Genomic DNA, 25,187 nt, shown 5'->3' with positions numbered 1-25,187 from the left:
AAGGCCCTGGTGGGCAACCATGCGGGACGATCACCGCGACCTGCGGCTGTTTCTCCATCTGGCCGGGACGCTGAACTTCGGCCGGACCAGCCTGGACTGTCATGTCAGCCCCGCGACCCTGACGCGGACGGTGCAGCGGCTGGAGGCTGAGCTGGGGCATCGACTGCTCGACCGCGGGCCCCGGGGCGTGGCCCTGACGGCCGAGGGGCACCGCTTCCGTGCCTATGCCTCCGAGGCCCTGGAGCTGTGGCAGGCCTACCGCGAGGAGCATCCGGACCCGGCCGAACTCACCGGGCGGCTGGCCGTGTTCGCGACTGTGACCGCGTGTCAGGCGCTGCTGCCCACGCTGCTGGCGCCGTTGCGTGCGGCCCACCCCCAGGTCCGCATCGATCTGCGCACCGGTGACGCGGCGGCCGCGCTGGCCCGGCTGGACGAGGGCGAGGCGGACGTGGCGGTGGCGGGCGTCCCGGCACGGCTGCCGGAGTCGCTGGTCAGCCGGACGGTGGCCACCACGGACCTGGTGTTCGTCACCGCCCGCGAACGCCCGGACCCCGGGCTCGACGGCCCCTTCGTCCTCCCCCACCGGGGCCTGGTCCGTGACGCCGCCGACCGTTGGTTCCGCTCCCACGGCGTCTGTCCCGACCCGGCGGCCGAACCGGAGGGCCACGAGGCGCTGCTGGCCCTCGTCGCACTGGGCTGCGGCACGGGGGTGGTCCCCCGGCTGGTCCTCGACCACAGCGCCGTCCGCGACCGGCTCACGGTGATCCCCACCGAGCACCCGCCGGCGCCGTTCCCGATCGGGCTGTGCGTGCGCAGGGCGGATCTGCGGCGACCTCATGTGGCGGCCCTGTGGAGCCTGACGGCGGGGTTCACCTTCCGATCACCCTGAGGTCGACTTCCGTACCACCCCGGCAGTTGACTCTTCGCCTTCTCCCGCGCCATTCGGAATTGGCGCTTTCATTTCCAGTGGGCGGCACAACCTTCAATGATCGCTCCGTAGGGAATCGACAGCGAGGTCGTCCGTCGGGAGGCACCAGCACCCCACCGCACGGAGGCACCACACGGCCGCGATCTGGGCCGGCATCGACGCAGGTAAGACCCATCACCACTGTGTGGCCATCGACGAGAGCGGCCGCCGGCTGCTGTCGCGACGCGTCGCCAACGACGAACCCGAACTCCTCCAACTCCTCACCGACGTCCTGGCCGCCCTGGGCGACAACGTGACCTGGGGCATCGACCTGGCCGACGGCGGAGCCGCCCTCGCGATCGCGATCCTCCTCAACCACGATCAGTCGGCCCTCCATCTCTCCGGCCGGGCCATTCACCGTGCATCCGAGGGCTACCGCGGCGAAGGCAAGACCGACGCCAAGGACGCCGCTGTTATTGCCGATCAGGCTCGTATCCGCCGTGATCTGCATCCTTTACGGGCTGGCGACGAGACTGTCATCGATCTGAAGATCCCCACCGGTCGGCGCATGGACCTGGTCGCCGACCGCACCCGCACCATCAACCGGCTCCGTGCTCACCTCACCTGGAGCGTGCGCTCGACGTCACCAACACCGGCCCGCTCGTCTTGCTGACCGGCTATCAAACGCCGGCTGCCTTCCGCCGGATCGGCCGCAAGAGGCTGGAGACGTGGCTCCGCAACCGAAAGGTCCACCGCGCCGACCAGCTGGCCGAGAGTGCCTTCGAGGCCGCCGAGCGCCAGCACACCAGCCTGCCGGGCGAGAAGCTGACCGCCCGGATGGTGCACACCCTGGCGAAGGAGGTGATGGACCTCAACCAGCAGGTTGCCGAGATCGACAAGCTCATCGAGGCCCGTTTTCGCGAGCACCACCACTTCGACGTGATCACCAGCATGCCGGGTCTGGGCATCATCCTCGGCGCCGAGTTCCTGGCCGCCACCGGCGGCGACATGAGCGCCTTCGGCACTCCCGACCGGCTCGCTGGCTTCGGCGGTGTCGCCCCAGCACCACGGGACTCCGGGAAGATCAGCGGGAACCTGCGGCGCCCGCAGCGATACAACCGCCGACTCCAACGGGTCTTCTACACCTCGGCATTGTTCAGCATCCGCCACTGCGAGGAATCCCGTCGTTTCTACGATCGCAAACGCGCCGAAGGCAAGCGCCATACCCAGGCCGTTCTGGCCCTCGCTCGTCGGCACGTCAATGTCCTGTGGGCCCTCCTGCGCGACCGCCGGTGCTACGAGCCAGCTCCACTGGCAAGGGCTGCCGCGTGTAGGAAAGAACGCGACCCGCTGCACGCGGGCCAGCCAGTCTGACGGCCCCCGTCAGACCAGGCAAAACTCGTTACCTTCCGGGTCTGCCATCACCACGTGATCCGGCCTGCCCTGCAACTCGTCCTCGCGGACCACGGTCGCGCCCGCGGCAGTCAACCGCTCCACCGCTTCGACCACGCGCGGCCAGCGCACCTCCCACGGTGTTTCGCGGCCGCCACCGACTTGCACGTCAATGTGCAGCCGGTTCTTTACCACCTTCGGCTCCGGCACCTTCAAGAAGGACAAGGTGGGGCCTGCGCCGTCCGGATCCGAGAGGTACGCCCCGTCATCCCACTCGTCCTCCGGAACCTCATGATGTGAGAACCACTCCTCCCAGCTCCCGAACCCTGCGGGCGCGGGCTTCTCCGCATAGCCCAGCGCCAGCGCCCAGAACGCGGCCAGCTTCCCCGGGTACGCGCAGTCGATCGTCAAGCTCCACTTGGTCGCCATGAGCCCTCCCCAGTCGGAGAAACGGACACTACCGCGCTCCGACACCTCCTTGCCCCCGCCTCGTGCATACCCCGCGGCTTGACGAACGGCATTAGGAATCAACGAGCCACGGGCCTCCAATTCGGCGAACCGAAAAAGGGGGCCGTCGAAACCGGCCGTCTTCGTGGGCACCACCGCGCTGCTGCCGGCGCTCGCCCTGCCCTTCCACCGGGCGGCCCCGACACGGGTGCGCGCCGGGTGGACGCTGCTGGTCGTGGCAGTGGCCCTGTCGATGCAGTGGGGGCCGACGCATCTGCTCTGGCACGCCTTCGCCACCCCGCAGGGCAGCTCCTACCGTCAGGCCTTCGTGCTCTGCGCGCTGCTGGTGATCGCCGCCCGGCACACCCTGTCGTACGGCGTTCCGGGCCCGCGCGCGCTGGGCGCGCGGGGGTGCTGCTCGCGCTGGTGATCGTGGTTGCGAGCGGCAGTGAGCGGACCACCCGTGCCTCCCCCTGCCGCTCGCCCTGCTCGCCGCCGTCGGCGCGCTGGGCGGTCTGCTGCTGCTCGGGCGGGTCGTCTTCCCTGTTGGATCGGCGTGTTGGAGCGGATCGAGCAGGGGTGGATGAGTGTTGGCTTGGCGTACGTTCTGGGTGCCGACAGATCGCCAAGTGGCGGTGGACAGGGTGTCTGTTCAGCGCAACTACACGGACGACTACTGCCTGTTCTTCGATTTCCTGTGGGGTCGCGGGGCGCGGTGGAACCGGGGACTGGCCGCGCTCGCGCGGCTGTATGAGTGGGCGGTACAGCGCGAGTACGTGCCGGCGAACCCGGTCCTGATGCGTACGGTCACCACCCCGAGCACTCCAACGGCACACTGACCATCGTCGCCCTCGCTCTCGAGGCCCAAGTCCCCCGCAACGCGCTCACTCAGCGCCACACCGACCTGAAGAACGACTTCTACGACAAGGTCCGCGCCCGCGGACAGACACCCGACAGCGAGAAACGCCTGCGCCAGCAGGTCCGGCGGCTGAAGGAACTACGGGCCGCGGACGTCGAAGAGATCACCCAGCTCAAAGGTGACGTAGAGGCGCTGGTCGGCGCCCTGCACCAGTCGATGATGGAAATCGGCGCCCTGCACCAGTCGATGATGGAAAACCGACTGCTGCACCGACAGTTGTCCGCAGGTGCCAGCGTGGTTCGGGTACTGCCACACCCGAGGATCAAAGGCACCCCACACCCGGGGCCGCCCGACCTCAATGCCGGTTCTTGCCCCCTTCACCGGCGACGGTGGCTCGCATCGACTGGCCCTGACCAGGACAGATAGCTGGCGGCAGGGGGCAGGGTGCTCGTGGCATCGGTCAGTCGTCGGCTGCCACGGTGCTCAGCAGGGTGGGTGCCGCGACCACTTCGACCTCGCCCGGCGGCAGGATGTGGCCCTCGGCGCAGGAAAGCCGTGGGTGAACGGGTGCCCCGCATTCCCGGTGCCGCAGGCGTACCGGACCGCCGTCGGGGGCGGCATGCCGGTCGCCCCACTCCATGAGGGCGAAGAAGGCGACCATGAGCTCTTCGCCGGGCGGGGTGAGTTCGTAGCGGTGCCGTGTGCGCTGGCCGGCTTCCTGGTAAGGCACCCGGGTCAGGAGCCCGACGTCCACGAGTTCTTTGAGCCGCTTGGACATCGCGGGCTCGCTGAGCGGGGTTTCCCGCACGAAGTCCTGGAAGTACGTCGTGCCGTAGAACGCCTCGCGCAGCACCAGCAGGTTCGCCGGGGTGCCGAGCACCTCCAGGGCACGAGCGGCGGAACAGCGCTCGGACCGCCAGCTGTCGCGGTCGGCCAGCAGGCCAATCAGGGATGACGTCACCACTCCACTCTACGAGGACGCTGACTTAAGGTACCTTAAGTCAGCCGTCGCGCCCACCTATGGAGGTTTTCCATGTCAGCTGCAGCTCTGGAAGCAACTCTCGATCACGAGCAGGTGGTGGTCCGGTCAGGCCGCCGGACCGGTCTTCCTGTGATCATCGCGGTCCACTCGACCCGCCTTGGGCCCGCGGTGGGCGGTGTACGCATAACCCGCTACGCGTCCCCGGGCGACGCGTTCGTCGACTGCCTTCGGCTGAGCCGGGGCATGACGTACAAGGCCGCCGCCGTCGGCAACGGCACGGGCGGTGGCAAGGCTGTCGTACCGCTGCTTCCCGGCGGCCCGCAGCAGCTGGACGAGGCGCTGCGCGACGGGCTGCTGCTGGACCTGGCCGAAGTGGTGCACGAACTCGGCGGCGCGTACCACGTGGCGCCGGACGTCGGCAGCAGCACCGCCGACATGCTCCGCATCCGTCGTCGCACACCGTACGTCGGCGGCTACTCGACCACCGAGAACGGACTGGGTGCCACGACGTTCGGCACGGCTGCGGGCGTGGAGCACGCGATGCTGGCCACTGCCGAGCATCTGTGGGGTGCCGCCGATCTGCACGGCCGGGACGTCGTGGTCGTCGGCTTCGGGGCCGTGGGGGAGGAACTCACCCGGCGCCTGGTGGCCGCAGGGGCCCAGGTCAGGGCAACTGACATCGATCTCACCCGTCGCGCAGCCGCGGAGAGGGCTGGGGCGCAGTGGGTGGAACTCGACGGCGCCTACACACTGGAGACGGAGATCCTGGCGCCGTGTGCATTGGGCGGAGTGTTCACCAGTGAGCTGGCGGCCGCGCTGCGCTGCCGCGCAGTGGTCGGCTCGGCCAACAATCAGCTGGCCACCGACGAGGTGGCCGCCGATCTCGCCAAGGCAGGAATCGTCTGGGCCCCTGACTTCGTGGCCAACGCCGGCGGAGTGATGTACGGGACCGGGGTCGAACTGCACCACCTGAGCCCCGAGCAGTCCCGGGACCGGCTGAGGTCGATTCAGTCGACGACCGCTGAGATCCTGCGGCGGAGTACCGAAGAGGGGATGACCACCCTGGCAGCCGCCAGCCGGATCGCGGAGCGCGCTCTGGCCTCTGCCGGGCGATAACGCCTCCGCTCGACGACCGACCCGTCGGTCGAGGGACGCCTCTCTGCCGCGGACGCCCTCGCCCGCCGGGTCGTGCTCGTGCGCCACCGTCTGCGAATTGTTCCGCTCTTGGTGCTTCCCCCGGCGCGAAGGCTCACAGTCGGCGGTGTTCGCCCCCCGTCTCGGCTCACATTCACCGCGCGGCACGACACCCCCGAGCGCCGAACCCCGTTACGGGTGACGGTGAATCTCACGGAGAGAATCGATGAGTACGAGTGCGGCCCTGCGCCGCCTGGCCCTCCCCGGGATACTGCGGTTCGGCCCGCCCTCCCACATCTGGTTCAAGCCCGCGCTGAGCGTGCTCGCCGCTACCGCCCTGCCTGCTCTGTCTCTGCTCGTGCTGGGCAGGCTCGACCTGGCGATGTACCCGGTGGCCGGCGCCATGTCCGCGCTGTACTGCCACAACCGCCCCTACGCTGCCCGGTATCGGGCCCTGGCTTGGGTGGTGCTCGGCATGGTCGGTGGCCTCGCCGTCGCGCTGCTCACTGCGGCGCTCACCACCAACGCAGCTGTCCTGGTCGCTGTCGGCGCTCTCATGGCCGCCGTACAGAAGGCCGTCTGCGACGCCACCCGCATCGGCCCGCCCGCGAGTGTGGTCCTCACTTTCATCAGCTCGACCACTCTGTTCCTGCCTCAGACTCCCGCTCAGGTCCCCGGCCATATCGGGCTGGCCCTGCTGGGGGGTGTCTGGGCCTGGCTGGTCTGCATGGCCCCCGGCCTGCTGCGCCCTCACGGACCCGAGCGTCGCGCCACCGCCCACGCACTCGACATGGCCGCCGCGTACGCCGCCGCGAGCGGCACAGCCGAGGTCCAGGCCAAGGCCCGCGCTGCCGCTGCCGCAGCTGTGCAGGCCGCCTGGCAATGCCTGCTGGCCGCCGACGCCCGAAGCGACCTCACACGCCGCTCCCTCATACGGCTCGTCGCCTGCGCCGAGGCCGCCGTCACCGCCCCCGGGGACGCGGACCCGGAGCGTCTGCAGGCGTGGGCACGCAAGCTGCTCGGCTCGGGCCCGGTTCCGCGCATCGGCCACCCGGTGCCGGACGTCGAGGAAGTCCTCGGCGTCGACGCCGAGATGACCGCGTCGCCCCGGGCGGCGTGGTGGAGCCGGCACATGCTCGCCCCCATCGCGGTGCGCACCGCGATCGGCTGCGCGCTTGCCGGATACGCCTCCCTCGCCCTCGGGATCGGGCGCCCGTACTGGGCCATCGTCACCGCTGCCTCCCTGTACCAGGCCAACCTCACGCTCACCCGGCGACGAGCAGTTGAGCGGGTCGTCGGCAACCTCATCGGCGTCCTCGCCTTCGCCGCGATCGTCCCGTTCGCCCACCTACATCCGGCGACCCTCGTGCTGTGCTTCCTCACCTTCTGCTTCGCCGCCGCAGCACTGATCGGCCCCAACTACTGGCTCCATACCGTCTGCGTCACCCCGATGGCCCTGCTCATCACCGAGTTCGCCTCGATCCAGGACTCCGTTCAACTGATCACCGGACGGATCACGGACACTCTCGTCGGCACGCTCGTCGGCTTCGCCGCAGCCCTGGCAGTCACCAACCGGCGCGCAGGCGACCGCCTCGAGCATGCGCTCACCGCCGCCGAGCACGCCCGCGAACACACGGCGGCCCTCCTCGCCGAGCCGGATCCCGTGCCCAGCGCGCTGAACGCCTCCCGACGTCGTCTCGGCGCCGTGCTGGTCGAACTGCGCGCCTCGGCCGACACCGCAGCCGGCGAGTGGTGGCAGCGCGCCCTGCCCAGCGAGCGAGTCGCGCACGCCGAGCAGTCCGGACACCAGACGCTGGCCGAGGCACTACGACGTCAGCGGCCGGTATCCCTGGACCAGGACGCGGGCACCACTGGGCAGGACGCCCGGGCATGAGAAGGACGGGAAACCCGATAGACCCGACGAACCCTCAGCCGGGGTTTTAGCCGAGAGTCTCTGCGCTGGGCACGACCACGTACTGCCGCAAGTACAGATCGCGGAAGCTCACCGGCCCACGCGGACCGGGCACCCGGTCGATGTTGATACCGGTCTCCGGCAGTCGCAGCAGCTTGAAGCCGTCGAGAAGTCGCGTGGGGGAATTCCAGAAGACCCCGGAGCCGCCGTAAGCATCGATGAACCGGGTTGCGGCGGCCTGGTCGTCGGTCACGATGGCAGCGGCCAGCCCAGACGTCTCCTCGTTCGCAATCCGCGCCGCGTCCGACGGGCCGTCGGCGGCATCGATCGTCACGGTTGCCGCACGCTCCGAGTCGAGTGACCACTCGTATCCGCGCGGATGGGTGTGCGGGGGAAGCGAAGCGGCGATGCCCAGGCGGTGCAGGAGCTGAAGAATGCCCGGCAGCCGCTCTTCATACACAGGCCGGTCGATGAGCAGCAGATTGAGGCGGTTGCACACGCCCAGGCGGTCGAGACTGTCGATGATCAGCTGGTGCGCGGTTTCCTCGGTGGCGGCCGAGTCCACGTACAACACGCCGCCGCCGTCGGCATGGGCGAGGGTCCGCACACCGTGACGTGCGCCTTCACGGCCGAGGTCGCGGGTGCTGTCACCGCTCCCGCGCAGGATGACCAGCGGGATGAGCCCGGGCAGGGCCACCAGCGCGTAAGCCGCCGAGCGGTCTTCGCTGGGCACCAGCTGGATGGCGTCCGGATCCAGCCCCGCCTCGGCGAGCGCCGGCACGATCACCAGATCCACCAGGGCCCGGGACGAGCCGAGCGCAGCCGATCCGGTGCGCAGCACACCCGCGTTGCGTGACTTGAGGAGCTGGGAGGCGATGTCGAGCGTGACGTTCGGACGAGCCTCGAAGTTGGCGCCGATGACCCCGACCGGACGCCTGCGCTCCAGCAGCGTGAGGCCGTCCGGGCGCACCTCCACGACCCTGTCCCTCGGCTCGTGCGCGGTGTCCGCCAGCGTGCGCAGCTCCGCTGCCATGGCCTCCAACCGCGCTGAGGTCAGTCGCAAGCGATCCTGCAACGCGGGCGACATACCTGCGGAGACGGCAGCCGCGAGGTCCTTCTCGTTGGCGGCCATAAGAGCCGACTGCGCCGATCCCAGACGCTCCGCCATGCCACGCAGCGCCGAGTCGATCTCAGCGTCCGAGGCACCCATGAGAGCGATACCACCCTGCTTGGCTCGGACGGCGCAGGCACGCACGACCTCCAAGGAGGCCGGTGCTCGGTAGTCCTCGTCGCTGGTCACGGGCTTTCCCCTCACTGTCCGAATGCCGCAGCACCTGGCAGCCAGAATCGTAGCATCGTTCAACAATCGCGCTCGGCGTCTGTCTCCCGGTGGTAGCGGAAGCCGCGATGGTGGGCGAGGGTGGTGATGGTGTCCAGGACCTCGGACTTGCAGAAGTAGCAGCGGTCGCGGCCGTTGGCCCGGTATCCGGGACGGCCCAGTCCGCCGGTGAGCGGCGTCAGGTGGGTGACCCCGACGTCGGCGGCGAGCCGTCGGGCGCGTGGCAGTTCACCAGCCGCCAGGCCCTCCGACACGGCTGTGAGGGCAAGGACGCGTTCCGGGCCGAGGGCGCGTACGGCGGCGGCCAGGACGAGGGGCGGAGTCGACAGCGCCGGAATAGGCGACGGCGACCGGTCCGATGGTCCGCATACGGTTCAGGAGACTCTGCTCCACGGTGTCGTCACTCACCCAACTCCTCGTGCTGTCGTTGGGGGCGGCGGTCGCCGGTCAGGCGCAGGCGCAGGGCGCGGGCAGCGACGGCCCGCAGCGGCAGGCCGAGTTCCTTGGCGGCGGCCACGACGTCCTCGTGCTCGGGCTTGGCACTATGGGACCGAGTTTGATCCGTACCGGATGTCCGTCGGCGTCGGCGGTCTCGAAGCCGCGCGGCAGCGTGGTGCGGGTGGCGGTGACGCGGCGGACTCCGAGGCTGCCGGTCTCGGCCAGGACGAGGTCCCGCAGCCGCCGTTCGTGCTCCGGAGTGGTCAGCACACAGCGCTGTCGGTCTCGTGACGAAAGGCTGGCTCCTGGCGTGGGTGAACGCCAGGAGCCAGCCGTGCGGACGCTAGGACCTGTTGGACGAGGCCCGCGCGACGGCCTTGACGAGAACGTCGGCTACCTCGTCGGCATGCGACAGGTGCGGGGAGTGCCCGGAGGGAACACGAACACTGTGGGCGGCACGCGCGGCCCACTGTTCCTGTACCGCGGGCGGCAGCGCCAGGGGCGCCCCCGGCGGGGTTGAGGTCCGCCCGGTCGCAGGGACACAGGTCAGGTCGATGGAGTGCCGTGGTGTCGAGGCCGTCGCCGGTCCAGCGGCGCGAGTGGAAGCGGCCCACCGGGAACGGGCCGCGCAGCCTCAGGGAAGCCGGGGCAGTGTGTCCCGTGCGCTGTGACTCAGGATGCGCAGGTTCTCGGCGAACCGGTCCCGGTCCTCGGCGGGCAGGGGCGCCAGGAAGTAGCGCCTGATGTTCTCCACATGGATCCGGGACGCGAAGACCGTGGTCTCCTCCCCGAGCGGCGTCAGGCGCACCAGCCTTCCGCGCCGGTCAGCTGGATCCTCGACGCGTTCGACCAGGCCGGCCGCCTCCATACGGTCCACCAGACGCGTGGCGCCACCTGTCGTGAGGACCTGCTCCTGGGCGACGGCCCGCATGGACGACCCGGGGTCCCCCGCCCGGCCCAGGATGAGCAGCACCTCGAACATCAGATGGCTGATACCGCACTCCAGCTCCAAGGCCCGCCCCAGGATGTACTCCAGCCGGTTCGCGGCCCCTTGCAAGCGCCCGAAGGCCAGGATCAGTGCGTTGTTCGCGGCGTCGCTCGATGTCGAGATCTCCGCATGCTCGTCCACGGTCCTGACGCCCCTTCCCATTTCTGCTTCCACCCCGGCCACCGATCATGCCGCACCGGCTGGGCGGCGGGTCTGCCGACTTGGCTACCGGCCCTGGTGGGCGACCCTGAACGCGCCGGGGGTCGCACCGGTGTGACGGGTGAAGAACTTGCCGAAGTTGGTGGGCTCGGGGAAGCCCAGGCGCCGGGCGATGGTCGCCACCGGCTCGTCGGTGTGCGCGAGCAGCCGCCTGGCCTCCAGGGCGACGCGGCCGTCGATGACCTGTTTGACGGGCTGTCCGGTGGCGGCCGCGCAGGCGCGAGTGAGGGTCTTGACGGTGTAGCCGAGGCGGTGGGCGTAGTCGGCGGCGCGGCGGGTGGTGGCGTAGGAGTGTTCCAGTTCGGCGCGGAAGCGGGCGTACACCTCGCCGCCGGCGTGGGGGTCGGTGCCGCCGTCGGGGTGGGGTAGCCGGTCGATCTGCAACAGCACGGTGGCCAGCAGGAGTTGGAGGATCTCCGCCGACACGGCCTGCGCGGCGCGATCGTACTCGGCGCGCAGCTGGCCCAGCAGAGCGGACAGGACGGCGTACGAAGGGTCGGTGCCCAGTTGCCAGCACACGGGGCCGTACCACTCGTTCACCAGCCTCTCGGCGCTGCTGAAGCGCGGCGGAAAGGCGGGCGTGAAGAGGAGGTGCGTGCCGTTGGTGGTTCCGGGGTCGGCGAAGCACTGGACCTGCCCGGGCCGGATCCACATCAGTGTTCCTGGGCGGCAGGGATGGGTCACGAAGTCGATCGCGTGCTCTCCGCTGCCCTCGGTGATCAGGGTCAGGGTGTGGAAGTCCACACGATGGACCGCGTCGGGCCGGCTGTTTCGTCGTCGGCGCCGTTCGTGCAGGGTCGCCAGGTCGACGATCTCGAAGCCGGGGACGCGCTCCTCGGGCGGATTGAAGTCGAGCCGGGGGATCGCACCTCCCCGGGAGGGATCACCGCCGTACAGGCCCGGGGGAACCATCACAGTCTCCAGATGTCCTCGATTTACCATGCAGGGTCTTCAGCGTATCTCGTCTGCCTGCGGTTTCGCGGCGAGAGTGGAGGTCGTCAAGGCGACGCAAGGCCGCCTCCACCGCAAGGAGTCTTCCCATGAACGGCACGGTCACGGTCCTCGACAAGGGCGCGGTCCGCGTCCACAGCTACATGTCCCCGGCGGACACCTTCCACGCCACCACGCAGCTGATCGAGACCCCGGCCCGGATCGTCGTGATCGACGCCCAGCTGAACCCCGCCTACGCCGACGAGGCCGTCGCCTACGCCAAGGGCCTGGGCAAGCCACTGGACCGCCTGATCATCACCCACGCCCACCCCGACCACTACAACGGCGCCGACCGCTTCGGCGTCCCGGTCCATGTGCTGCCCCAGGTGCGCGAGCAGGTCGCCGCGCGCCCCGCCGCCCAGCTGCCGAGCGGCCTGGCCGTCCCGGCCACCGACCTGGCCTCCAGTGTGGACATCACCCCGGGCACCGAGGTCATCGACGGCGTCCCGTTCGTCTTCGAGGCCGTCTCCGGCGGTGAGGCCGCGGACCAACTCCTCGTCAAGCTGCCCGACCAGGGCGTCCTGGTCGCCCAGGACCTCGTCTACCACGACGTCCACCTCTACCTGGGCAACAACGACATCACCGGCTGGCAGCAGGCCGTCGACGCGCTGGCCGCCGAGTCCGGCTACGACACCGTCCTCGCGGGCCACGGCCTGCCCGCCGGGCCGGAGGTCTACGCCGGGATCCGCCAGTACCTCGCCGACGCCCGCGAACTGCTCGGCGACGACGGCGAGGCGTACAAGAAGGCGATCGTGGACCGCTACCCCGCCCATGTCGGCCCGTTCATCATCGACATCGCCAACCGGTCCCTGTTCGGCACCGGTCACTGAGCCTCCGACTCCCCCGCAACTCCCGCCCCTCAGGAAGACTTGTCATGTCACTTCGTCTTCGCCGTACCCGCGCCGCAGCCGTCGCCGTGGCCTCGCTTCTCGTCCTGGGCGGCGCCCCCCAGGCCCTCGCCGCCCCCGGCGCCGACCTCTCCCACACCACCGTCCCGCACCACCGAGGTCACCTGCCCACCAGCTACACGATCCCCGGCGACAGGACCTATCCCGAGGGCATCGCCCGCCAGCACGGCACGCCCTACTTCTACGTCGGCAGCACCAGCGACGGCACCATCTACCGCGGCGACGTCCACCAGAACGCGACCCAGGTGTTCCTGCCCGGCGGACAGGACGGGCGCGTCTCCGTCGCCGGGATGAAGACCGACCGCGCGGGGCGGCTCATCGTCGCCGGCGGGGCCACCGGCAAGGTCTTCGTCTACGACACCCGCACCCGCGCCCTGCTGCACGTGTTCGGCACCGGCCGCAGCGACGTCTTCCTCAACGACGTGGCCCTCGCCCCCAACGGCGACGCCTACATCTCCGACTCCATCCACCCCGCGCTCTGGCACATCACCGCCGCGCAGCTCACGAGCGGGACCGTGCAGCAACCCCTGCGCGTGGGCGTGGACCTCAGCCGTTCCCCGATGGTCTACAACGACGGTTTCAACGGCAACGGCCTGGTGGTCACCGAGAACGGCCGCTACGTCCTGCTCGCCGACTACAACGACTACGCCTTCTACCGCATCGACCTCCGCACCCACCAGGTCCGCCCGATCGACCTCGGCGGCGCCAAGGGCGTCTCAGGCGACGGTCTGCTGCTGCGGGGCCACACTCTCACCGCCGTCACCGAACTCGACCACCCCGAGGGCCAGATCAGCGTCCTGAAGCTGAGCCACGACTACACCCGGGCCAAGCTCGTGCGCACAGTCCACGGACACGGCATGCACAGCCCCTCCACGGCGGCGTTCGACGGGCGTGACCTGCTGGTCGTCAACTTCCAGTTCCAGATCGCCAACCCGAAGCTGCCATTCAACGTGGTGCGAGTCCACGCCCATTAGCGGCCAAGCACCTCGCAAGGAAGGACCACAACACCATGCAGATCGCCATCGTGGGTGCGGGCAACATGGCCCGCGGCATCTCAACCCGCGCCCTGATGGGCGGCCACACGGTCACCATCACCGCCAAGGACCCCGGCAAGGCCGAAGAACTCGTCGACGAGCTGCGCGGGCAGGATCACGGCGGCGACCGGATCGGTGCCGGCGACGAATCCGCCGTGCATGCCGCGGACATCGTGGTCCTCGCGGTCTCCTTCGGCGCCGCCAAGCAACTCGCCGCGTCCTACGGAGCACGGCTGAGCGGCAAGGTGCTGATCGACATCAGCAACCCCGTCGACGCCTCCCTCGACGCGCTCGTCGTCGCCCCGGGCACCTCCGCCGCTGAGGAGATCGCCGAGGCCGTCGCGCCGGGCACCCGGGTCGTGAAGGCGTTCAACACCACGTTCGCCACCACCCTGGTCGCCGGAGAGGTGAACGGAACTCCGCTCGACGTCTTCATCGCCGGCGACGACGAGGCCGCCCGCAAGCAGGTCGCCGATCTGGTCACCTCCGGCGGGCTGAACCCGGTCGACGTCGGCGCGCTCAAACACGCCCGCGAGCTGGAGGGCTTCCAGCTGCTGCACATGGCCCTTCAGACCCGAGAAGGCGGCCACGGCTGGGCCAGCACGATCAAGATCGTCGCCCCCTGAGCCACGCGGGCACGGCCCCCTCGTAGCCCGCTGCCAGCCCGCAACCCCCACGGGCCGGCAGTGAACCGTCACCGATCCCACCAGGAGCACCACCCCATGCGCCTCCGCGCCTCCCTGACCACGCTCGCTGCCGCCACGGCCCTGCTGACCTCCGCGACCACCGCCACCGCGGCGACCCCACCCGTCTCGACGCCCCGCATCGCCAACCACTTCGACCTGGCGGCCTCGCAGCAGCCCGAGAACATCAACGTCGACCGCGCCGGAACGGCGTATCTGACCTTCTCCTTCGCCCGGCAGGTCGTCCGGGTCGCTCCCGGCGGCCGGGCCCACGTCCTGGCCACACTCCCGGCCCCGGCCAAGGCGAGCACACCCAACCTGGGCAAGGCGTTCATCGGCGGCATCGCCCGCGCGGACGACAGCACCCTCTACGTCACCTACGCCACCGGCACCGCCGACCTCACCGGCATCTGGGCCATCCGCCCCGGCGGCCGCCCGCACCGCATCGCCGCCCTGCCCGCCGACGGCCTGCCCAACGGCCTCGCCCTGGACCAGCGCACCGGCAGGCTGTACGTCACCGACTCCGTGCACGGCGTCATCTACCGCGTTCCCGTACGAGGAGGCAAGGCCGTCGTGTGGGCCGAGGACGAGGCCCTTGAGCCGAGCGCCTTCGCCGGTGCCAACGGCATCAAGCTGCACCACGGGGCCGTCTGGGCCACCAACCTCGACAAGGGCACCGTCCTGCGCATCCCCGTCAATGCCCGCGGAACGGCCGGCCCGGTCCAGGTCCGCGCCACCGGTATGCCGTCCATCGACGACTTCGCGTTCACCGGCCACGGCGACACCCTCCTCGCCGCCCGTAATGACAACCAGGTCGACCTGGTCCGCCCCGACGGCACCCACACCACCGTGCTCACCGCGGCCGACGGCCTGCAGACCCCCACGTCCGTCGCCGTCCACGGCCACACGGTGTACGTGCCCAGCGCCGCCTACCTCACGAACAAGGACCCCAACCTCCTCGTCGCGCACTTCGATCGCTGACGCGCACGCTCCACTCGCCCCCGAAGCCCTGGAAACGGACATGCCCGAAACCCCTCAGGCCGGCGCCGCCATCTCGGAAGACGCGCCCCGCCTTCCGGCGCCCCGCCGTCTGTCACTCGTCCTGGTCCTGGGCTCCCTGACCGCACTCGGTCCGCTCACCATCGACCTCTACCTGCCGGCCCTCCCCCAGGTCAGCGCAGACCTGTACGTCTCACAGGCCGTCACCCAGCTCACCCTGACCGCGTTCATGATCGGCATAGCGGTCGGTCAGTTGGTCCTCGGCCCGCTCAGCGACACCCTGGGCCGACGGCGGCCCCTGCTCGCGGGGCTGACGGTGTACGTCGTGGCGAGCGCCGTGTGTGCCCTCGCCCCGGATCCGGCGGTGCTCATCGGCATGCGCCTGGTCCAGGGGCTGGCCGGCGCAGCGGGCATCGTCATCGCCCGGGCCGTCGTGCGCGACCTGTATGACGGGCTCGCCGCCGCCCGCCTGTTGTCCTCGCTGATGCTGGTCTCCGGCACGGCACCGGTTCTCGCCCCCGTGCTCGGCGCCCAACTGCTGCGCCTCACCTCATGGCGCGGCGTCTTCGTCACCCTCACCCTGCTGGGCCTCGCCATCCTCGCCGCCGCGGCCACCCTGCTCACCGAGACCCTGCCGACCACGCATCGACGGCACGGCGGGCTGACCACCACCTTGCGCACCATGCGCGACCTGCTCCGCGACCGCCGCTTCACCGGCTACCTGCTCACCGGAAGCCTCGGCTTCGCCGCCCTGTTCGCCTACATCGCCGGCTCGTCCTTCACCCTGCAACGCATCTACGGCGCCTCCCCGCAGACCTACAGCCTGCTCTTCGCCCTCAACTCGATCGGCATGGTCACCACGGGCCAGCTCAACGGCAAGCTGCTGCTCGGCCGCTTCCCCTCGCACCGCGTTTTGGCAACGGGCCTGGCCGTGCTCGGAGCCGCCGGCACCGCCCTGCTCCTCCTGGTCACCACCACACACGCAGGTCTGCCCTGGATCGCCACCGCGCTGTTCTTCACGGCCTGCCCCGTCGGCATGATCCTGCCCACCACCACGGCCCTGTGCCTCCAGCGCGCCCCGCATGCGGCGGGCAGCGCCTCCGCACTGCTGGGCACCACCCAGTTCCTCATGGGCGCCCTCGCACCGGCCCTGGCCGGTCTCGGTGGCCAGGGCACAGCCCTCCCCATGGCCACATCGGTCCTCGGCCTCGCGCTGGCCGCGTCGGGCTGCTTCCTCGCCCTGTGCCGCCCATGGCGGCCTACTGCGGACCCGCTGGCGCGGTAAGCCAGGAACGCTCCGAACTCGCGGCCGAGACGACAGAACGAGCCGACGGCGAACCTTACGAGGTTGTGCTCGATTGCGGGTGGGGCGTCGTGATCTTGGTACCGGCGTTCTTCGCCTTTCAGCGGGCTGGCTTGTGACCGATGGGACGCTGGGCACATGATGACCGCAAGAATGACTGGATGCGTGCCCGGAACGGTTGGACGATCCTTCTGATGATCTGGGGGGTCACGCTGACAGGCGGGCTGCTCGGGGAAGCAGTGTCGCGGATTGTCTTCGAGCACCACCCCGCGGCATCTGTCACCTCGAACCTGCCTTGGGTGGTGGGCGGCTCTCTGTTTGTGGCCCTTAGCGGCACCGTTGGTGTTCTGCGGCGGCGTCGGCGCCAAGGCTGACGAGTACCGGCAATGCCGGTTCCAGCGGTCGGGGACGTGGAGAAGGCCGCGCGAGTTGGTGTTGTTGTGACGCACTACCGGGCCCGCCCGGCCTTGTCCCACCGTGTTTTCACTGGTCTCCAGCGAAAGGTCGCGGAGGAACTGCTGCCGCTCGGCCACGACATGGAGTTCGTGTACGTCGACGACGGCAGCCGGGACCGTACGCCCGCCGTCCTGAAGCAGCCGGCGGAGTTCGACGCACGCGTCCGGTACGTGTCGTTCAGCCGCAACTTCGGCAAGGAGGCGGCGCTGCTCGCGGGTCTGCGGCACGCCTCGGGCGACGCCGTGATCGTCATGGACGCCGACCTGCAGCACCCGCCGGAACTGATCCGCCGCATGGTCGACCTGCGCGAACAGGGCTACGACCAGGTCGTCGCCCGCCGCACCCGGACCGGCGACGGCCTGCTGCGCACGGCCACCGCCCGCCTGTACTACCGACTGGTCAACCGGCTCGTCGACGTGGAACTCATCTACGGTGTCGGGGACTTCAGGCTGCTGTCGCGCCGGGTCGTCGACGCGGTCCTGGACCTGACGGAGTACAATCGCTTCTCCAAGGGGCTCTTCGCCTGGGTCGGTTTCCCCGGTACGACCTTCGAGTACGAGAACGCCGTGCGCCAACACGGCCGCAGCTCCTGGAGTTTCCGGTCGCTGCTCGACTACGGGCTGGACGAGCTCCTCTCCTCCAACAACCGTCCGCTGCGGGCCGCCCTCCACCTCGGTCTGTGCCTGCTGGTGTGCGCGGGGCTCCACACGGCCTGGATCGTGGGCGACGCACTCGTCAACGGCGTGGAGACACCGGGCTATGTCACCATCGTCATGGCCGTCACCGCCCTCGCCGGAGTACAGATGATCATGCTCGGGGTGATCGGGGAGTACACCGGCCGGATCTACTACGAGGTGAAGGGCCGCCCGCACTTCCTGGTGCAGGCGACCAATGCGGAACGGACGGAGGGGCACGCCGCGTGCGGCACGACGAAGGACCTCATGCGCTGATGGGGACGGCGACGCGTACCGAGCCGCGCCCCGCGGCACGCCCGGCGCCGGAGCGGCGCATATCGGGACAGCTCATCAATTTCGCCCTGGTCGGAGCGGTCAACACCGGGGTGTATTACGGCCTTTACCTGTTGTTCCTCCAGGTGCTTCCTTATCTCGCCGCGCATATTCTCGCGTTCGCCCTGAGTATGACGGGCTCGTTTTTCCTGAACGCGCGCTTCACTTATCGCATCCGTCCGACCTGGCGTAAATTCCTGCTGTTCCCGCTGACGAACGCCACCAATTTCCTGGTCACGACGGCGGGTGTGTACGTCGTCGTGGACGTGCTGCACGCGGGCAACCGGTTCGCGCCCCTGCTGGTGTCGGGGGCGGCGATCCCGGTGACGTTCCTGGTGTCCCGCGCGATCATGCTGCGGGGTTCCCGGACCGGGTGAGCCTTGTCAGGCCAGCGCGCCCAGCGGGTCGTCGAGCACCGGCTGCCAGGCCAGCTCGGCCGCTCCCACCAGGCTGTTGTGGTCCAGCGTGCAGGCCAGGATCGGGGCGACCCCGCTCTGCCGGCCCCACAGACCGCGATCGGCGACGACGGCCCGCAGCCGGTCGGGGTCGGCGTCGAGCAGGGCGCGGTGCATACCGCCGAGGATGATGCGGTCCGGGTTGAGGATGTTCACCAGGCCCGCGAGCCCGAGGCCGAGGCGGTCGATGATGGCCTCGGCGGCGGTGCGGACGCCCGGGTCGTCGTACTGGGTGCGGATCAGTTCGTTCGCCTGTTGCAGCAGCGAACCCTCGGGACCCGGGTCGCGGCCCACTGCGGCGAGGAAGGCCCGCGGGTCGGCCTCGACGTCGAGACAGCCGCGGCTGCCGCAGTGGCAGGGGCGGCCCTCGGGGTTCACGGTCAGATGGCCGACCTCCAGGGCCAGGCCCGAACTGCCCATGTGCAGCCGCCCGTCGAGGACCAGCGCGCCACCGACACCCCGGTGGCCGGTCGCCACGCACAGCAGATCGCGGGAGCCGCGCCCGGCGCCGTGCCGGTGCTCGGCGAGGGCGGCGAGGTTGACGTCGTTCGCCGCGAAGGCCGGCCCCGCGATCCCGACCGCGCGGACCCGCTCGGCGAAGATCTCCCGGACCGGCGCCCCGGCGGGCCAGGCCAGGTGCAGCGGGTTCAGCGCCAGCCCCGCCGGTTCGGCGACGGCCGACGGCACGGCCAGGCCCGACCCGACACACCGCCGCCCGGTCCGCGCCAGCAGCTCGGCGCCCGCGTCGACGACCGAGCCGAGCACCTTCGCCGGGTCGGCGTCCACGATCTCGCAGGCGGGCGTGGTGGCGACGATCCGCCCGCCCAACCCGACCAGCGCGGCCCGCCAGCCGTCGGAGTGCACCTGGGCGGCGAGCGCGACGGGTCCCTCCTCGGCGACGTCCAGGCGGTGGGAGGGCCGGCCCTGGGAGCCGGCGGCTGCCCCCGGGTGCGCGTCGACCCGGATCAGCCCCAGCGCCTCCAGTTCGGCGGCCACGGCACCGGCCGTGGCGCGGGTGACGCCCAGTTCGGCGGTGAGCACGGCCCTCGTCGGCGCGCGGCCGGTGTGCACCAGTTCCAGCGCCGGACCGAGCGCGCCCCTCCCCCGGTCCAGCCGAGCCCGCGCCGTCGTCCCTTCGCCCGCCGCCTTGGGGGCCGCCTTCCCGTCCATGAGGGCGAGTCTCCCATGATCCGCTCGGTGCCGAACCCCGCACGAGGGGCCTCAGCCGTCGTCGAAGCCGCCGACCCGCAGGGTGATGTTCAGCCGCCCGGTCAGCCCCAGCCAGGGCGGCGCGGTCCCCGGGTGCACCCGGGGCACCCCGTGGTGGGCGGAGCGTGCCGGGCCGCCGAACACGAAGAGATCACCACTGCGCAGCTCCACGTCCGTGTACGGCCGCGTCCGGGTCCGTGTGTTGCCGAAGCGGAAGACACAGCTGTCGCCGAGGCTCAGCGACACCACCGGCGCGTCCGACTTCTCGTCGGCGTCGCGGTGCATCCCCATGCGCGCGTCGCCGTCGTAGAAGTTGACGAGGGCGATGTCGTACGGGGCGGCCGCCGCCTCCGCGCCGAGGGTGTCCGCGACCGCGCGCCGGCCCAGCTCCCCCAGCCAGTGCGGGAACGGCTTCACGGGCGCGCCGTCGCCGTCGACGGCGGTGCGGGCGTAGGCGTACGGGTACCAGTGCCGGCCGAGGCAGACCTGCCGGGCGGTCATCGTGCCGCCGCCCGGGGTGCGGACCGTGCGGAGCCCGGCGGGGGGCCTCGCCCACGCACGACAGGCGTCCAGGAGCTGTCGCTGCCGCTCCGCGTCCAGCCAGTCCGGTACGTGGACCGCGCCGGGCGCGATCTCCGTCCGGTCCCGGGGGAACAGCTCGGCGTCCATGACCCCATCGTCCCGCACGGCGGCCCGGTGTCCGCGGGGGACCCGTCCCGCGCGGCCGCTCTGCGGACGGGGGCGGGGCCGTGCTCGGTTAGCCTGGGCGCACGATGAGCGACCGTATGACCGTGCCCGGGGGCGAGTACGCCCTGACCCGTTTTCCCGAGGACCCCCGTGACCTGCTGCGCGCCTGGGACGCGTCCGACGTGTATCTGCTGCGCCACCTCGCGGAGAGCGGGACACCGCTGGACGGGACGCTCGTGGTCGTCGGGGACCGCTGGGGCGCGCTGACCACCGCGCTCGCCGCGCACCGGCCGACGCAGATCACCGACTCCTTCCTGAGCCGGGAGGCGACGCGGGCCAACCTGGAGCGCAACGGCGTCGAGGCGGGCACCGTACGGCTGCTCACCACCCGGGACACACCCCCGGACCGTGTCGACGTACTCCTGGTGCGGGTCCCCAAGAGCCTCGCGCTCCTGGAGGACCAGCTGCACCGGGTCGCGCCCGCCGTGCACGAGGGCACGGTCGTGATCGGCACCGGGATGGTCAAGGAGATCCACACCTCGACGCTGAGGCTCTTCGAGCGGATCCTCGGCCCGACCCGCACCTCGCTCGCCCGGCAGAAGGCACGGCTGATCCACTGCACCCCGGACGCGGGGACCCTCAAGGCCAGGGGGGACGATCCGTGGCCGTACACCTACCGGCTGCCGGACGACATCGGCGTGGCGGCCGGTCGGACCGTCGTCAACCACGCGGGCGTGTTCTGTGCCGACCGGCTCGACATCGGGACCCGGTTCTTCCTGCGGCAGCTGCCGAAGGTCCCGCGCGGCGGGCGGGTCGTCGATCTGGGGTGCGGCAACGGCGTGGTCGGCACGGCGGTCGCGCTGGCCGATCCGGACGCCGAGGTGGTGTTCGTCGACGAGTCGTACCAGGCGGTGGCGTCGGCGGAGGCCACGTACCGCGCGAACCGCCCGGCGGCCGACGGGACGGACGGTGGAGCGGCGCGCGGGACGGCGGCCGGTGCGGCCGAGTTCCGGGTCGGTGACGGGCTGGAGGGGTTCGCGCCCGGGAGCGTCGATCTCGTCCTGAACAATCCGCCGTTCCACTCCCACCAGGCGACGACCGACGCCACGGCGCGGCGGATGTTCACCGGCGCGCGGCGGGCGTTGCGGCCCGGTGGTGAGCTGTGGGTGGTCGGGAACCGTCATCTCGGCTATCACGTGACGCTGCGGCGGATCTTCGGCAACAGCGAACTCGTCGCGAGCGACGCCAAGTTCGTGGTGCTGAGGGCGGTCAGGCGGAGTTAGCGACGCCGGCCGGGAGGCCGGCCCCGCGCAGGGCGCGCGGGGAGGCGCCCAGTTCCCGGCGGCAGGCCTTGTTGAAGGCCTGGAGGTCGGGGATGCCGACGGAGGCGGCCACGGCGGGGATGGAGAGGGTCGTGGCGCGGAGCAGATGGTGGGCGCGTTCGAGTCTGCGGCGCCGGATGTAGGCGACGACCGTGCCACCGGTCTCGGTGTGGAACAGCCGGGTCAGATGGTTGTGGGAGACGCCGGCCACGCGCGCCACCTCCGGGATGGTGAGGGGTGCGGCCAGGTGGGCCTCGATGTGGGCGATGGCGGCGGTGACCGCCGGGTGCGGTCCAGGGGCGGCCGCGACCGGCGGGGTCAGCTGGGCCACCCGCCACAGGGCGGTCCACAGTTCGGCCCGGGTGCGGTCCGGCTCGCTGGGCGCGGCGGCCACCGCCTGGAGCAACAGGCCGGTGAGCGCGGGCAGTTCGGGGCCGGTGTCCTGGACCACCGGAACCGTGCGGGGCGGTCCGGACGGGGCGATGCGCAGATGGGCGAAGAGGTGTTCGGAGCGGCCCCGGTAGCGGTAGCGGACGGTGGTGCCGGGCGGGACGAGGCTGACCCGGCCGGGGCGGATGGTGTGGGTGGTGCCGTCGACGGTCAGTTCGGCCTCGTACTGGTAGAGGTGCAGCTGCCACAGCTCCGGCAGCCGGAACACGTCCGTGCGGCTCGCGACGCCGTGCACGCCGACGCCGATGAGGGCGACGTACGGCGGCTCACCGAGGTGGATCTCCGTCTCCCGCATGACCGAAACGTATCAGTGACGGGCGTCACACTCCGCTCCCGGGGGCCGTGCTCGGCGAGACGGTCACATACCCACGGGGGACGGGCGCGTACGGGCCTCCTACGGGGGCGGAAGGGGCTCTTCCGCGCGCAGGACGCCGATCAGCCGGGCCACCGTCCCCGCCATCGCCGTCCGGCCGGCCGCGAGATAGGTGCGCGGGTCCACCGCGTCGGGGCGGGCGGCGAGGTGCTCCCGGACCGCGCCGGTCAGGGCGATGTTGAGCGCGGTGCCGATGTTGACCTTGGCGACGCCGCCCGCCACGGCCGCGCGCAGTTCGTCGTCCGGCACTCCGGAGGAGCCGTGCAGGACGAGGGGGACGTCCAGGGCGGCCGCCAGCCGCTTCAGCAGGACGTGGTCGAGGGCGGCGGTGCGGGTGGTCATCGCGTGGGAGCTGCCGATGGCGACGGCGAGCGCGTCCACGCCCGAGTCCGCCACGAAGGCCCGTGCCTCCTCGGGGTCGGTACGGGCGCCGGGCGCGTGCGCGTCGAGCACAGGCGCGCCGTCCTTGCCGCCGACCTGCCCCAACTCGGCCTCGATCCACAGCCCTTGGCCGTGCGCCCACTGAACGGCGGCGTGGGTCGCGGCGAGGTTGTCCAGGTAGGGCAGGCGCGAGGCGTCGTACATCACGGAGCTGAAGCCGGCGTCGGCCGCCCGGCGCAGCAGGTCGTCGTCGCGGATGTGGTCGAGGTGGAGCGCGACGGGCACACCGGCCCCCTCGGCGGCGGCGGACGCGGCGCGGGCCAGCGGAAGCAGGTCCCCGTCGTGGTACCCGACGGCGTTCTCGCTGACCTGGAGGACCACCGGCGCGGCGGCGGCCTCGGCGCCGGCGACGATCGCCTCGACGTGTTCCAGGGTGATGACGTTGAAGGCGGCCACGGCGGAGCGCGCGGCGGCGGCCTCGGTGATCAGCGCACCGGTCGTCGTGAGGGGCACGGCTCCTCCTGCTTCAGCGGTCGTCGTGGCTCGGGGCGGTTCGGCGGTCGTCGGCGTCGAGGATCACCGAGCGTGTCAGGTGGCGGGGGCGGTCGGGGTCGAGGCCGCGGGCGGCGGCCACGGCGACGGCGAGGCGCTGGGCGCGGACCAGTTCGGCGAGCGGGTGGAGCAGGCCGGGCACCCAGGTCGCGCCGGTCTCCCGTACCTGCTCGGCCAGACCTTCCGGTGCCTCGCCGAGCATCCAGGTCGCCGTGCCCCGGGTGGTGACGCTGATCGGACCGTGCCGGTACTCCATCGCCGGATAGGCCTCGCTCCACGCCAGGGCGGCCTCGCGCATCTTCAGTGCGGCCTCCTGGGCGAGGCCCACGGTCCAGCCACGGCCGAGAAAGGTGAACTGGGTGCTCGCGACGAGCCCTTCGGGCAGGGGCGCCTCCAACGCGGCGCGCGCGTCGGCGACGGCGGTCTCGGGGGGCAGACCGAGGTGGGCGCTCAGGAGGGTGAGGGCGGTGGTGGCGAAGCGCGTCTGGACGACGGACTTCTCGTCGGCGAAGTCCAGCACCACGAGGTCGTCCGCGGCCGTCATGACGGGGGTGTCCGGGTCGGCGGTGATCGCCGTCGTCCGGGTACGGCCGCGCAGCGCGCCCAGCAGGTCCAGCACCTCGGTGGTGGTACCGGAGCGGGTGAGGGCGACGACCCGGTCGTAGGCGCGCCCATGGGGGAACTCCGAGGCCGCGAAGGCGTCGGTCTCCCCCTGCCCGGCCCGCTCGCGCAGGCCGGCGGCGGCCAGCGCCATGAAGTACGACGTTCCGCAGCCGACGAGCGCCACCCGCTCCCCCGGCCTCGGCAGGACCCCGGCGTGCTCCGGCACGGCGGCGGCGACGCGGGCCCAGCACGCGGGCTGGCTGTTCAGCTCGTCCTCGACGTGGGTCATGCGGGAACCCTCCCCGGGATACGCAAGGATCATGCTTATTCCTGCAAGATAGAGTCACCTTTCGCGCATCTTCAAGCACGAGGAGACCGATGTCCCGCGACGAACGCTGGCAGACCCTGCTCGAACTGCTCGTCGAACGGGGTCGGCTGGACGTCGAGGAGGTGGCGGTCGAGCTGGGGGTGTCCGCCGCGACGATCCGGCGTGACCTCGACCGGCTCGCGGAACAGCAGATGCTCGTCCGCACCCGGGGCGGGGCGGTCGTGCACGGTGTCTCGTACGAGCTGCCGCTGCGCTACAAGACGGCTCGCCGGGCCACGGAGAAGCAGCGCATCGCGACGGCGGTGGCGGAGCTCGTCGCGCCCGGCGAGGCGGTGGGGCTGACCGGCGGCACGACGACCACGGAGGTGGCTCGGGCGCTGGCCGTGCGGGAGGATCTGGCCTCCGGCGCGCCCGCGCTGACGGTCGTCACGAACGCGCTGAACATCGCGAGCGAGCTGGCGGTGCGCCCCCAGTTCAAGATCGTGGTGACGGGCGGGGTGGCACGCGCCCAGTCGTACGAGCTGGTCGGTCCGCTCGCCGACGGGGTGCTGGACCGGATCACCCTGGACGTGGCCGTGCTCGGTGTCGTCGCGCTCGACGTCACGCACGGCGCCGCCGCGCACGACGAGGCGGAGGCCGCCGTCAACCGGCTGCTGTGCGAGCGGGCCGAGCGGGTCGTCGTCGCGGCCGACTCCAGCAAGCTGGGCCGGCGGGCCTTCGCCTGGATCTGCGCGACGGAGGCGGTGGACACGCTGGTCACGGACGCGGCCGCCACACCCGAGACGGTGCGGCGGTTCGAGGAGACCGGAGTGCGGGTCGTCGCCGTCTGA

Annotated in this window: 24 protein-coding genes and 3 pseudogenes; 15 read left to right on the top strand and 12 right to left on the bottom strand. The window is 71.2% G+C overall.

Annotated features, from left to right (window positions below; all coding sequences use genetic code 11):
* The first annotated feature begins 19 nt into the window (after nucleotides 1–19).
* Both ilvY and ACZ52C_RS37065 read left to right on the top strand, forming a co-directional pair.
* Nucleotides 20–889 carry an HTH-type transcriptional activator IlvY gene (ilvY, locus tag ACZ52C_RS37070; protein WP_469078924.1) on the top strand — a complete coding sequence of 290 codons (870 nt, stop codon included), beginning with the start codon at nucleotides 20–22 and terminating at the stop codon, nucleotides 887–889.
* Nucleotides 890–1,070: 181 nt separating this feature from the next.
* Nucleotides 1,071–2,281, top strand: a pseudogene (locus ACZ52C_RS37065) (IS110 family RNA-guided transposase).
* A gap of 9 nt (nucleotides 2,282–2,290) precedes the next feature.
* Here ACZ52C_RS37065 and ACZ52C_RS37060 read toward each other — a convergent pair.
* The gene (locus ACZ52C_RS37060; protein ID WP_037744795.1) at nucleotides 2,291–2,728 is read right to left on the bottom strand and encodes a VOC family protein; all 438 of its coding nucleotides are present in this window, start codon (nucleotides 2,726–2,728) and stop codon (nucleotides 2,291–2,293) included.
* A 139-nt stretch (nucleotides 2,729–2,867) separates the two neighbouring features.
* Between ACZ52C_RS37060 and ACZ52C_RS37055 the strand changes: the two are divergent.
* A pseudogene (locus ACZ52C_RS37055) lies at nucleotides 2,868–3,279 on the top strand (YfhO family protein); the annotation flags it as partial.
* A 221-nt stretch (nucleotides 3,280–3,500) separates the two neighbouring features.
* On the top strand, nucleotides 3,501–4,031 hold the full coding sequence (locus ACZ52C_RS37050; RefSeq protein ID WP_469078923.1) for a hypothetical protein: 531 nt from the start codon (nucleotides 3,501–3,503) through the stop codon (nucleotides 4,029–4,031).
* Between the two features lie 34 nt (nucleotides 4,032–4,065).
* Here ACZ52C_RS37050 and ACZ52C_RS37045 read toward each other — a convergent pair whose 3' ends face one another.
* Nucleotides 4,066–4,566 (bottom strand): winged helix-turn-helix transcriptional regulator, encoded by a 501-nt coding sequence (locus ACZ52C_RS37045; protein WP_469078922.1) that lies wholly within the window; start codon nucleotides 4,564–4,566, stop codon nucleotides 4,066–4,068.
* A gap of 72 nt (nucleotides 4,567–4,638) precedes the next feature.
* On the opposite strand from ACZ52C_RS37045, the gene ACZ52C_RS37040 reads away from it, so the two are divergent.
* Together ACZ52C_RS37040 and ACZ52C_RS37035 are read left to right on the top strand one after the other, a co-directional pair.
* Nucleotides 4,639–5,703: a Glu/Leu/Phe/Val dehydrogenase dimerization domain-containing protein gene (locus ACZ52C_RS37040; RefSeq protein WP_469078921.1), complete on the top strand. Its 1,065-nt coding sequence runs from the start codon at nucleotides 4,639–4,641 to the stop codon at nucleotides 5,701–5,703.
* A gap of 244 nt (nucleotides 5,704–5,947) precedes the next feature.
* The gene (locus ACZ52C_RS37035) at nucleotides 5,948–7,615 is read left to right on the top strand and encodes an FUSC family protein (RefSeq protein WP_469078920.1); all 1,668 of its coding nucleotides are present in this window, start codon (nucleotides 5,948–5,950) and stop codon (nucleotides 7,613–7,615) included.
* A 46-nt stretch (nucleotides 7,616–7,661) separates the two neighbouring features.
* Here the strand turns inward: ACZ52C_RS37035 and ACZ52C_RS37030 are convergent, their stop codons facing one another.
* The 5 genes and pseudogenes from ACZ52C_RS37030 to ACZ52C_RS37010 form a co-directional block, all read right to left on the bottom strand.
* The gene (locus ACZ52C_RS37030) at nucleotides 7,662–8,933 is read right to left on the bottom strand and encodes an aldehyde dehydrogenase family protein (RefSeq protein WP_469078919.1); all 1,272 of its coding nucleotides are present in this window, start codon (nucleotides 8,931–8,933) and stop codon (nucleotides 7,662–7,664) included.
* A 59-nt stretch (nucleotides 8,934–8,992) separates the two neighbouring features.
* Nucleotides 8,993–9,226, bottom strand: coding sequence for a hypothetical protein (locus tag ACZ52C_RS37025; RefSeq protein ID WP_469078918.1), 234 nt, complete (start codon nucleotides 9,224–9,226; stop codon nucleotides 8,993–8,995).
* A gap of 355 nt (nucleotides 9,227–9,581) precedes the next feature.
* Nucleotides 9,582–9,680 (bottom strand): annotated as a pseudogene (locus ACZ52C_RS37020) (hypothetical protein); the annotation flags it as partial.
* Nucleotides 9,681–10,044: 364 nt separating this feature from the next.
* Nucleotides 10,045–10,539: a MarR family winged helix-turn-helix transcriptional regulator gene (locus ACZ52C_RS37015; protein WP_469078917.1), complete on the bottom strand. Its 495-nt coding sequence runs from the start codon at nucleotides 10,537–10,539 to the stop codon at nucleotides 10,045–10,047.
* A gap of 84 nt (nucleotides 10,540–10,623) precedes the next feature.
* Nucleotides 10,624–11,529, bottom strand: a complete 906-nt coding sequence (locus tag ACZ52C_RS37010; protein WP_469078916.1) for a helix-turn-helix domain-containing protein — start codon at nucleotides 11,527–11,529, stop codon at nucleotides 10,624–10,626.
* A gap of 128 nt (nucleotides 11,530–11,657) precedes the next feature.
* On the opposite strand from ACZ52C_RS37010, the gene ACZ52C_RS37005 reads away from it, so the two are divergent.
* The 7 genes from ACZ52C_RS37005 (at nucleotide 11,658) to ACZ52C_RS36975 (ending at nucleotide 18,374) form a co-directional block, all read left to right on the top strand.
* A complete protein-coding gene (locus ACZ52C_RS37005; RefSeq protein WP_469078915.1) occupies nucleotides 11,658–12,437 on the top strand; it encodes an MBL fold metallo-hydrolase in 780 nt (259 codons plus the stop codon).
* A 44-nt stretch (nucleotides 12,438–12,481) separates the two neighbouring features.
* Nucleotides 12,482–13,489 (top strand): SMP-30/gluconolactonase/LRE family protein, encoded by a 1,008-nt coding sequence (locus ACZ52C_RS37000; RefSeq protein WP_469078914.1) that lies wholly within the window; start codon nucleotides 12,482–12,484, stop codon nucleotides 13,487–13,489.
* Nucleotides 13,459–14,175 (top strand): NADPH-dependent F420 reductase, encoded by a 717-nt coding sequence (locus ACZ52C_RS36995; RefSeq protein ID WP_469078984.1) that lies wholly within the window; start codon nucleotides 13,459–13,461, stop codon nucleotides 14,173–14,175. Before ACZ52C_RS37000 ends, ACZ52C_RS36995 begins: the two co-directional genes overlap by 31 nt.
* A gap of 96 nt (nucleotides 14,176–14,271) precedes the next feature.
* A complete protein-coding gene (locus ACZ52C_RS36990) occupies nucleotides 14,272–15,213 on the top strand; it encodes an SMP-30/gluconolactonase/LRE family protein (protein ID WP_469078913.1) in 942 nt (313 codons plus the stop codon).
* A 40-nt stretch (nucleotides 15,214–15,253) separates the two neighbouring features.
* On the top strand, nucleotides 15,254–16,516 hold the full coding sequence (locus ACZ52C_RS36985; RefSeq protein ID WP_469078912.1) for a multidrug effflux MFS transporter: 1,263 nt from the start codon (nucleotides 15,254–15,256) through the stop codon (nucleotides 16,514–16,516).
* A gap of 485 nt (nucleotides 16,517–17,001) precedes the next feature.
* Entirely contained in the window at nucleotides 17,002–17,940 is a 939-nt protein-coding gene (locus ACZ52C_RS36980; RefSeq protein WP_469078911.1) for a glycosyltransferase family 2 protein, read from the top strand.
* On the top strand, nucleotides 17,940–18,374 hold the full coding sequence (locus tag ACZ52C_RS36975; RefSeq protein ID WP_469078910.1) for a GtrA family protein: 435 nt from the start codon (nucleotides 17,940–17,942) through the stop codon (nucleotides 18,372–18,374). Before ACZ52C_RS36980 ends, ACZ52C_RS36975 begins: the two co-directional genes overlap by 1 nt.
* Nucleotides 18,375–18,380: 6 nt before the next feature.
* Here ACZ52C_RS36975 and ACZ52C_RS36970 read toward each other — a convergent pair whose 3' ends face one another.
* Together ACZ52C_RS36970 and ACZ52C_RS36965 are read right to left on the bottom strand one after the other, a co-directional pair.
* Complete coding sequence (locus tag ACZ52C_RS36970) at nucleotides 18,381–19,622, bottom strand: ROK family protein (protein WP_469078909.1); 1,242 nt, start codon at nucleotides 19,620–19,622, stop codon at nucleotides 18,381–18,383.
* 51 nt (nucleotides 19,623–19,673) lie between these two features.
* Complete coding sequence (locus ACZ52C_RS36965; RefSeq protein ID WP_469078908.1) at nucleotides 19,674–20,330, bottom strand: alpha-ketoglutarate-dependent dioxygenase AlkB family protein; 657 nt, start codon at nucleotides 20,328–20,330, stop codon at nucleotides 19,674–19,676.
* A gap of 104 nt (nucleotides 20,331–20,434) precedes the next feature.
* On the opposite strand from ACZ52C_RS36965, the gene ACZ52C_RS36960 reads away from it, so the two are divergent.
* Nucleotides 20,435–21,631, top strand: coding sequence for a methyltransferase (locus tag ACZ52C_RS36960; protein ID WP_469078907.1), 1,197 nt, complete (start codon nucleotides 20,435–20,437; stop codon nucleotides 21,629–21,631).
* On the opposite strand, the gene ACZ52C_RS36955 is transcribed toward ACZ52C_RS36960, so the two are convergent.
* The 3 genes from ACZ52C_RS36955 to ACZ52C_RS36945 form a co-directional block, all read right to left on the bottom strand.
* The gene (locus ACZ52C_RS36955; protein WP_469078906.1) at nucleotides 21,618–22,415 is read right to left on the bottom strand and encodes an AraC family transcriptional regulator; all 798 of its coding nucleotides are present in this window, start codon (nucleotides 22,413–22,415) and stop codon (nucleotides 21,618–21,620) included. The genes ACZ52C_RS36960 and ACZ52C_RS36955 overlap by 14 nt on opposite strands.
* A gap of 99 nt (nucleotides 22,416–22,514) precedes the next feature.
* On the bottom strand, nucleotides 22,515–23,387 hold the full coding sequence (locus ACZ52C_RS36950) for a class II fructose-bisphosphate aldolase (protein WP_469078905.1): 873 nt from the start codon (nucleotides 23,385–23,387) through the stop codon (nucleotides 22,515–22,517).
* 13 nt (nucleotides 23,388–23,400) lie between these two features.
* Nucleotides 23,401–24,318 carry an SIS domain-containing protein gene (locus tag ACZ52C_RS36945; RefSeq protein WP_469078904.1) on the bottom strand — a complete coding sequence of 306 codons (918 nt, stop codon included), beginning with the start codon at nucleotides 24,316–24,318 and terminating at the stop codon, nucleotides 23,401–23,403.
* Between the two features lie 89 nt (nucleotides 24,319–24,407).
* Here ACZ52C_RS36945 and ACZ52C_RS36940 point away from each other — a divergent pair, with 89 nt between their 5' ends.
* Nucleotides 24,408–25,187 (top strand): DeoR/GlpR family DNA-binding transcription regulator, encoded by a 780-nt coding sequence (locus tag ACZ52C_RS36940; protein WP_469078903.1) that lies wholly within the window; start codon nucleotides 24,408–24,410, stop codon nucleotides 25,185–25,187.

The organism is Streptomyces sp. NPDC034049, from assembly GCF_055575575.1.
Note: the sequence above shows the minus strand (reverse complement) of the source record. Positions and strands in the feature narration are given on the sequence as shown.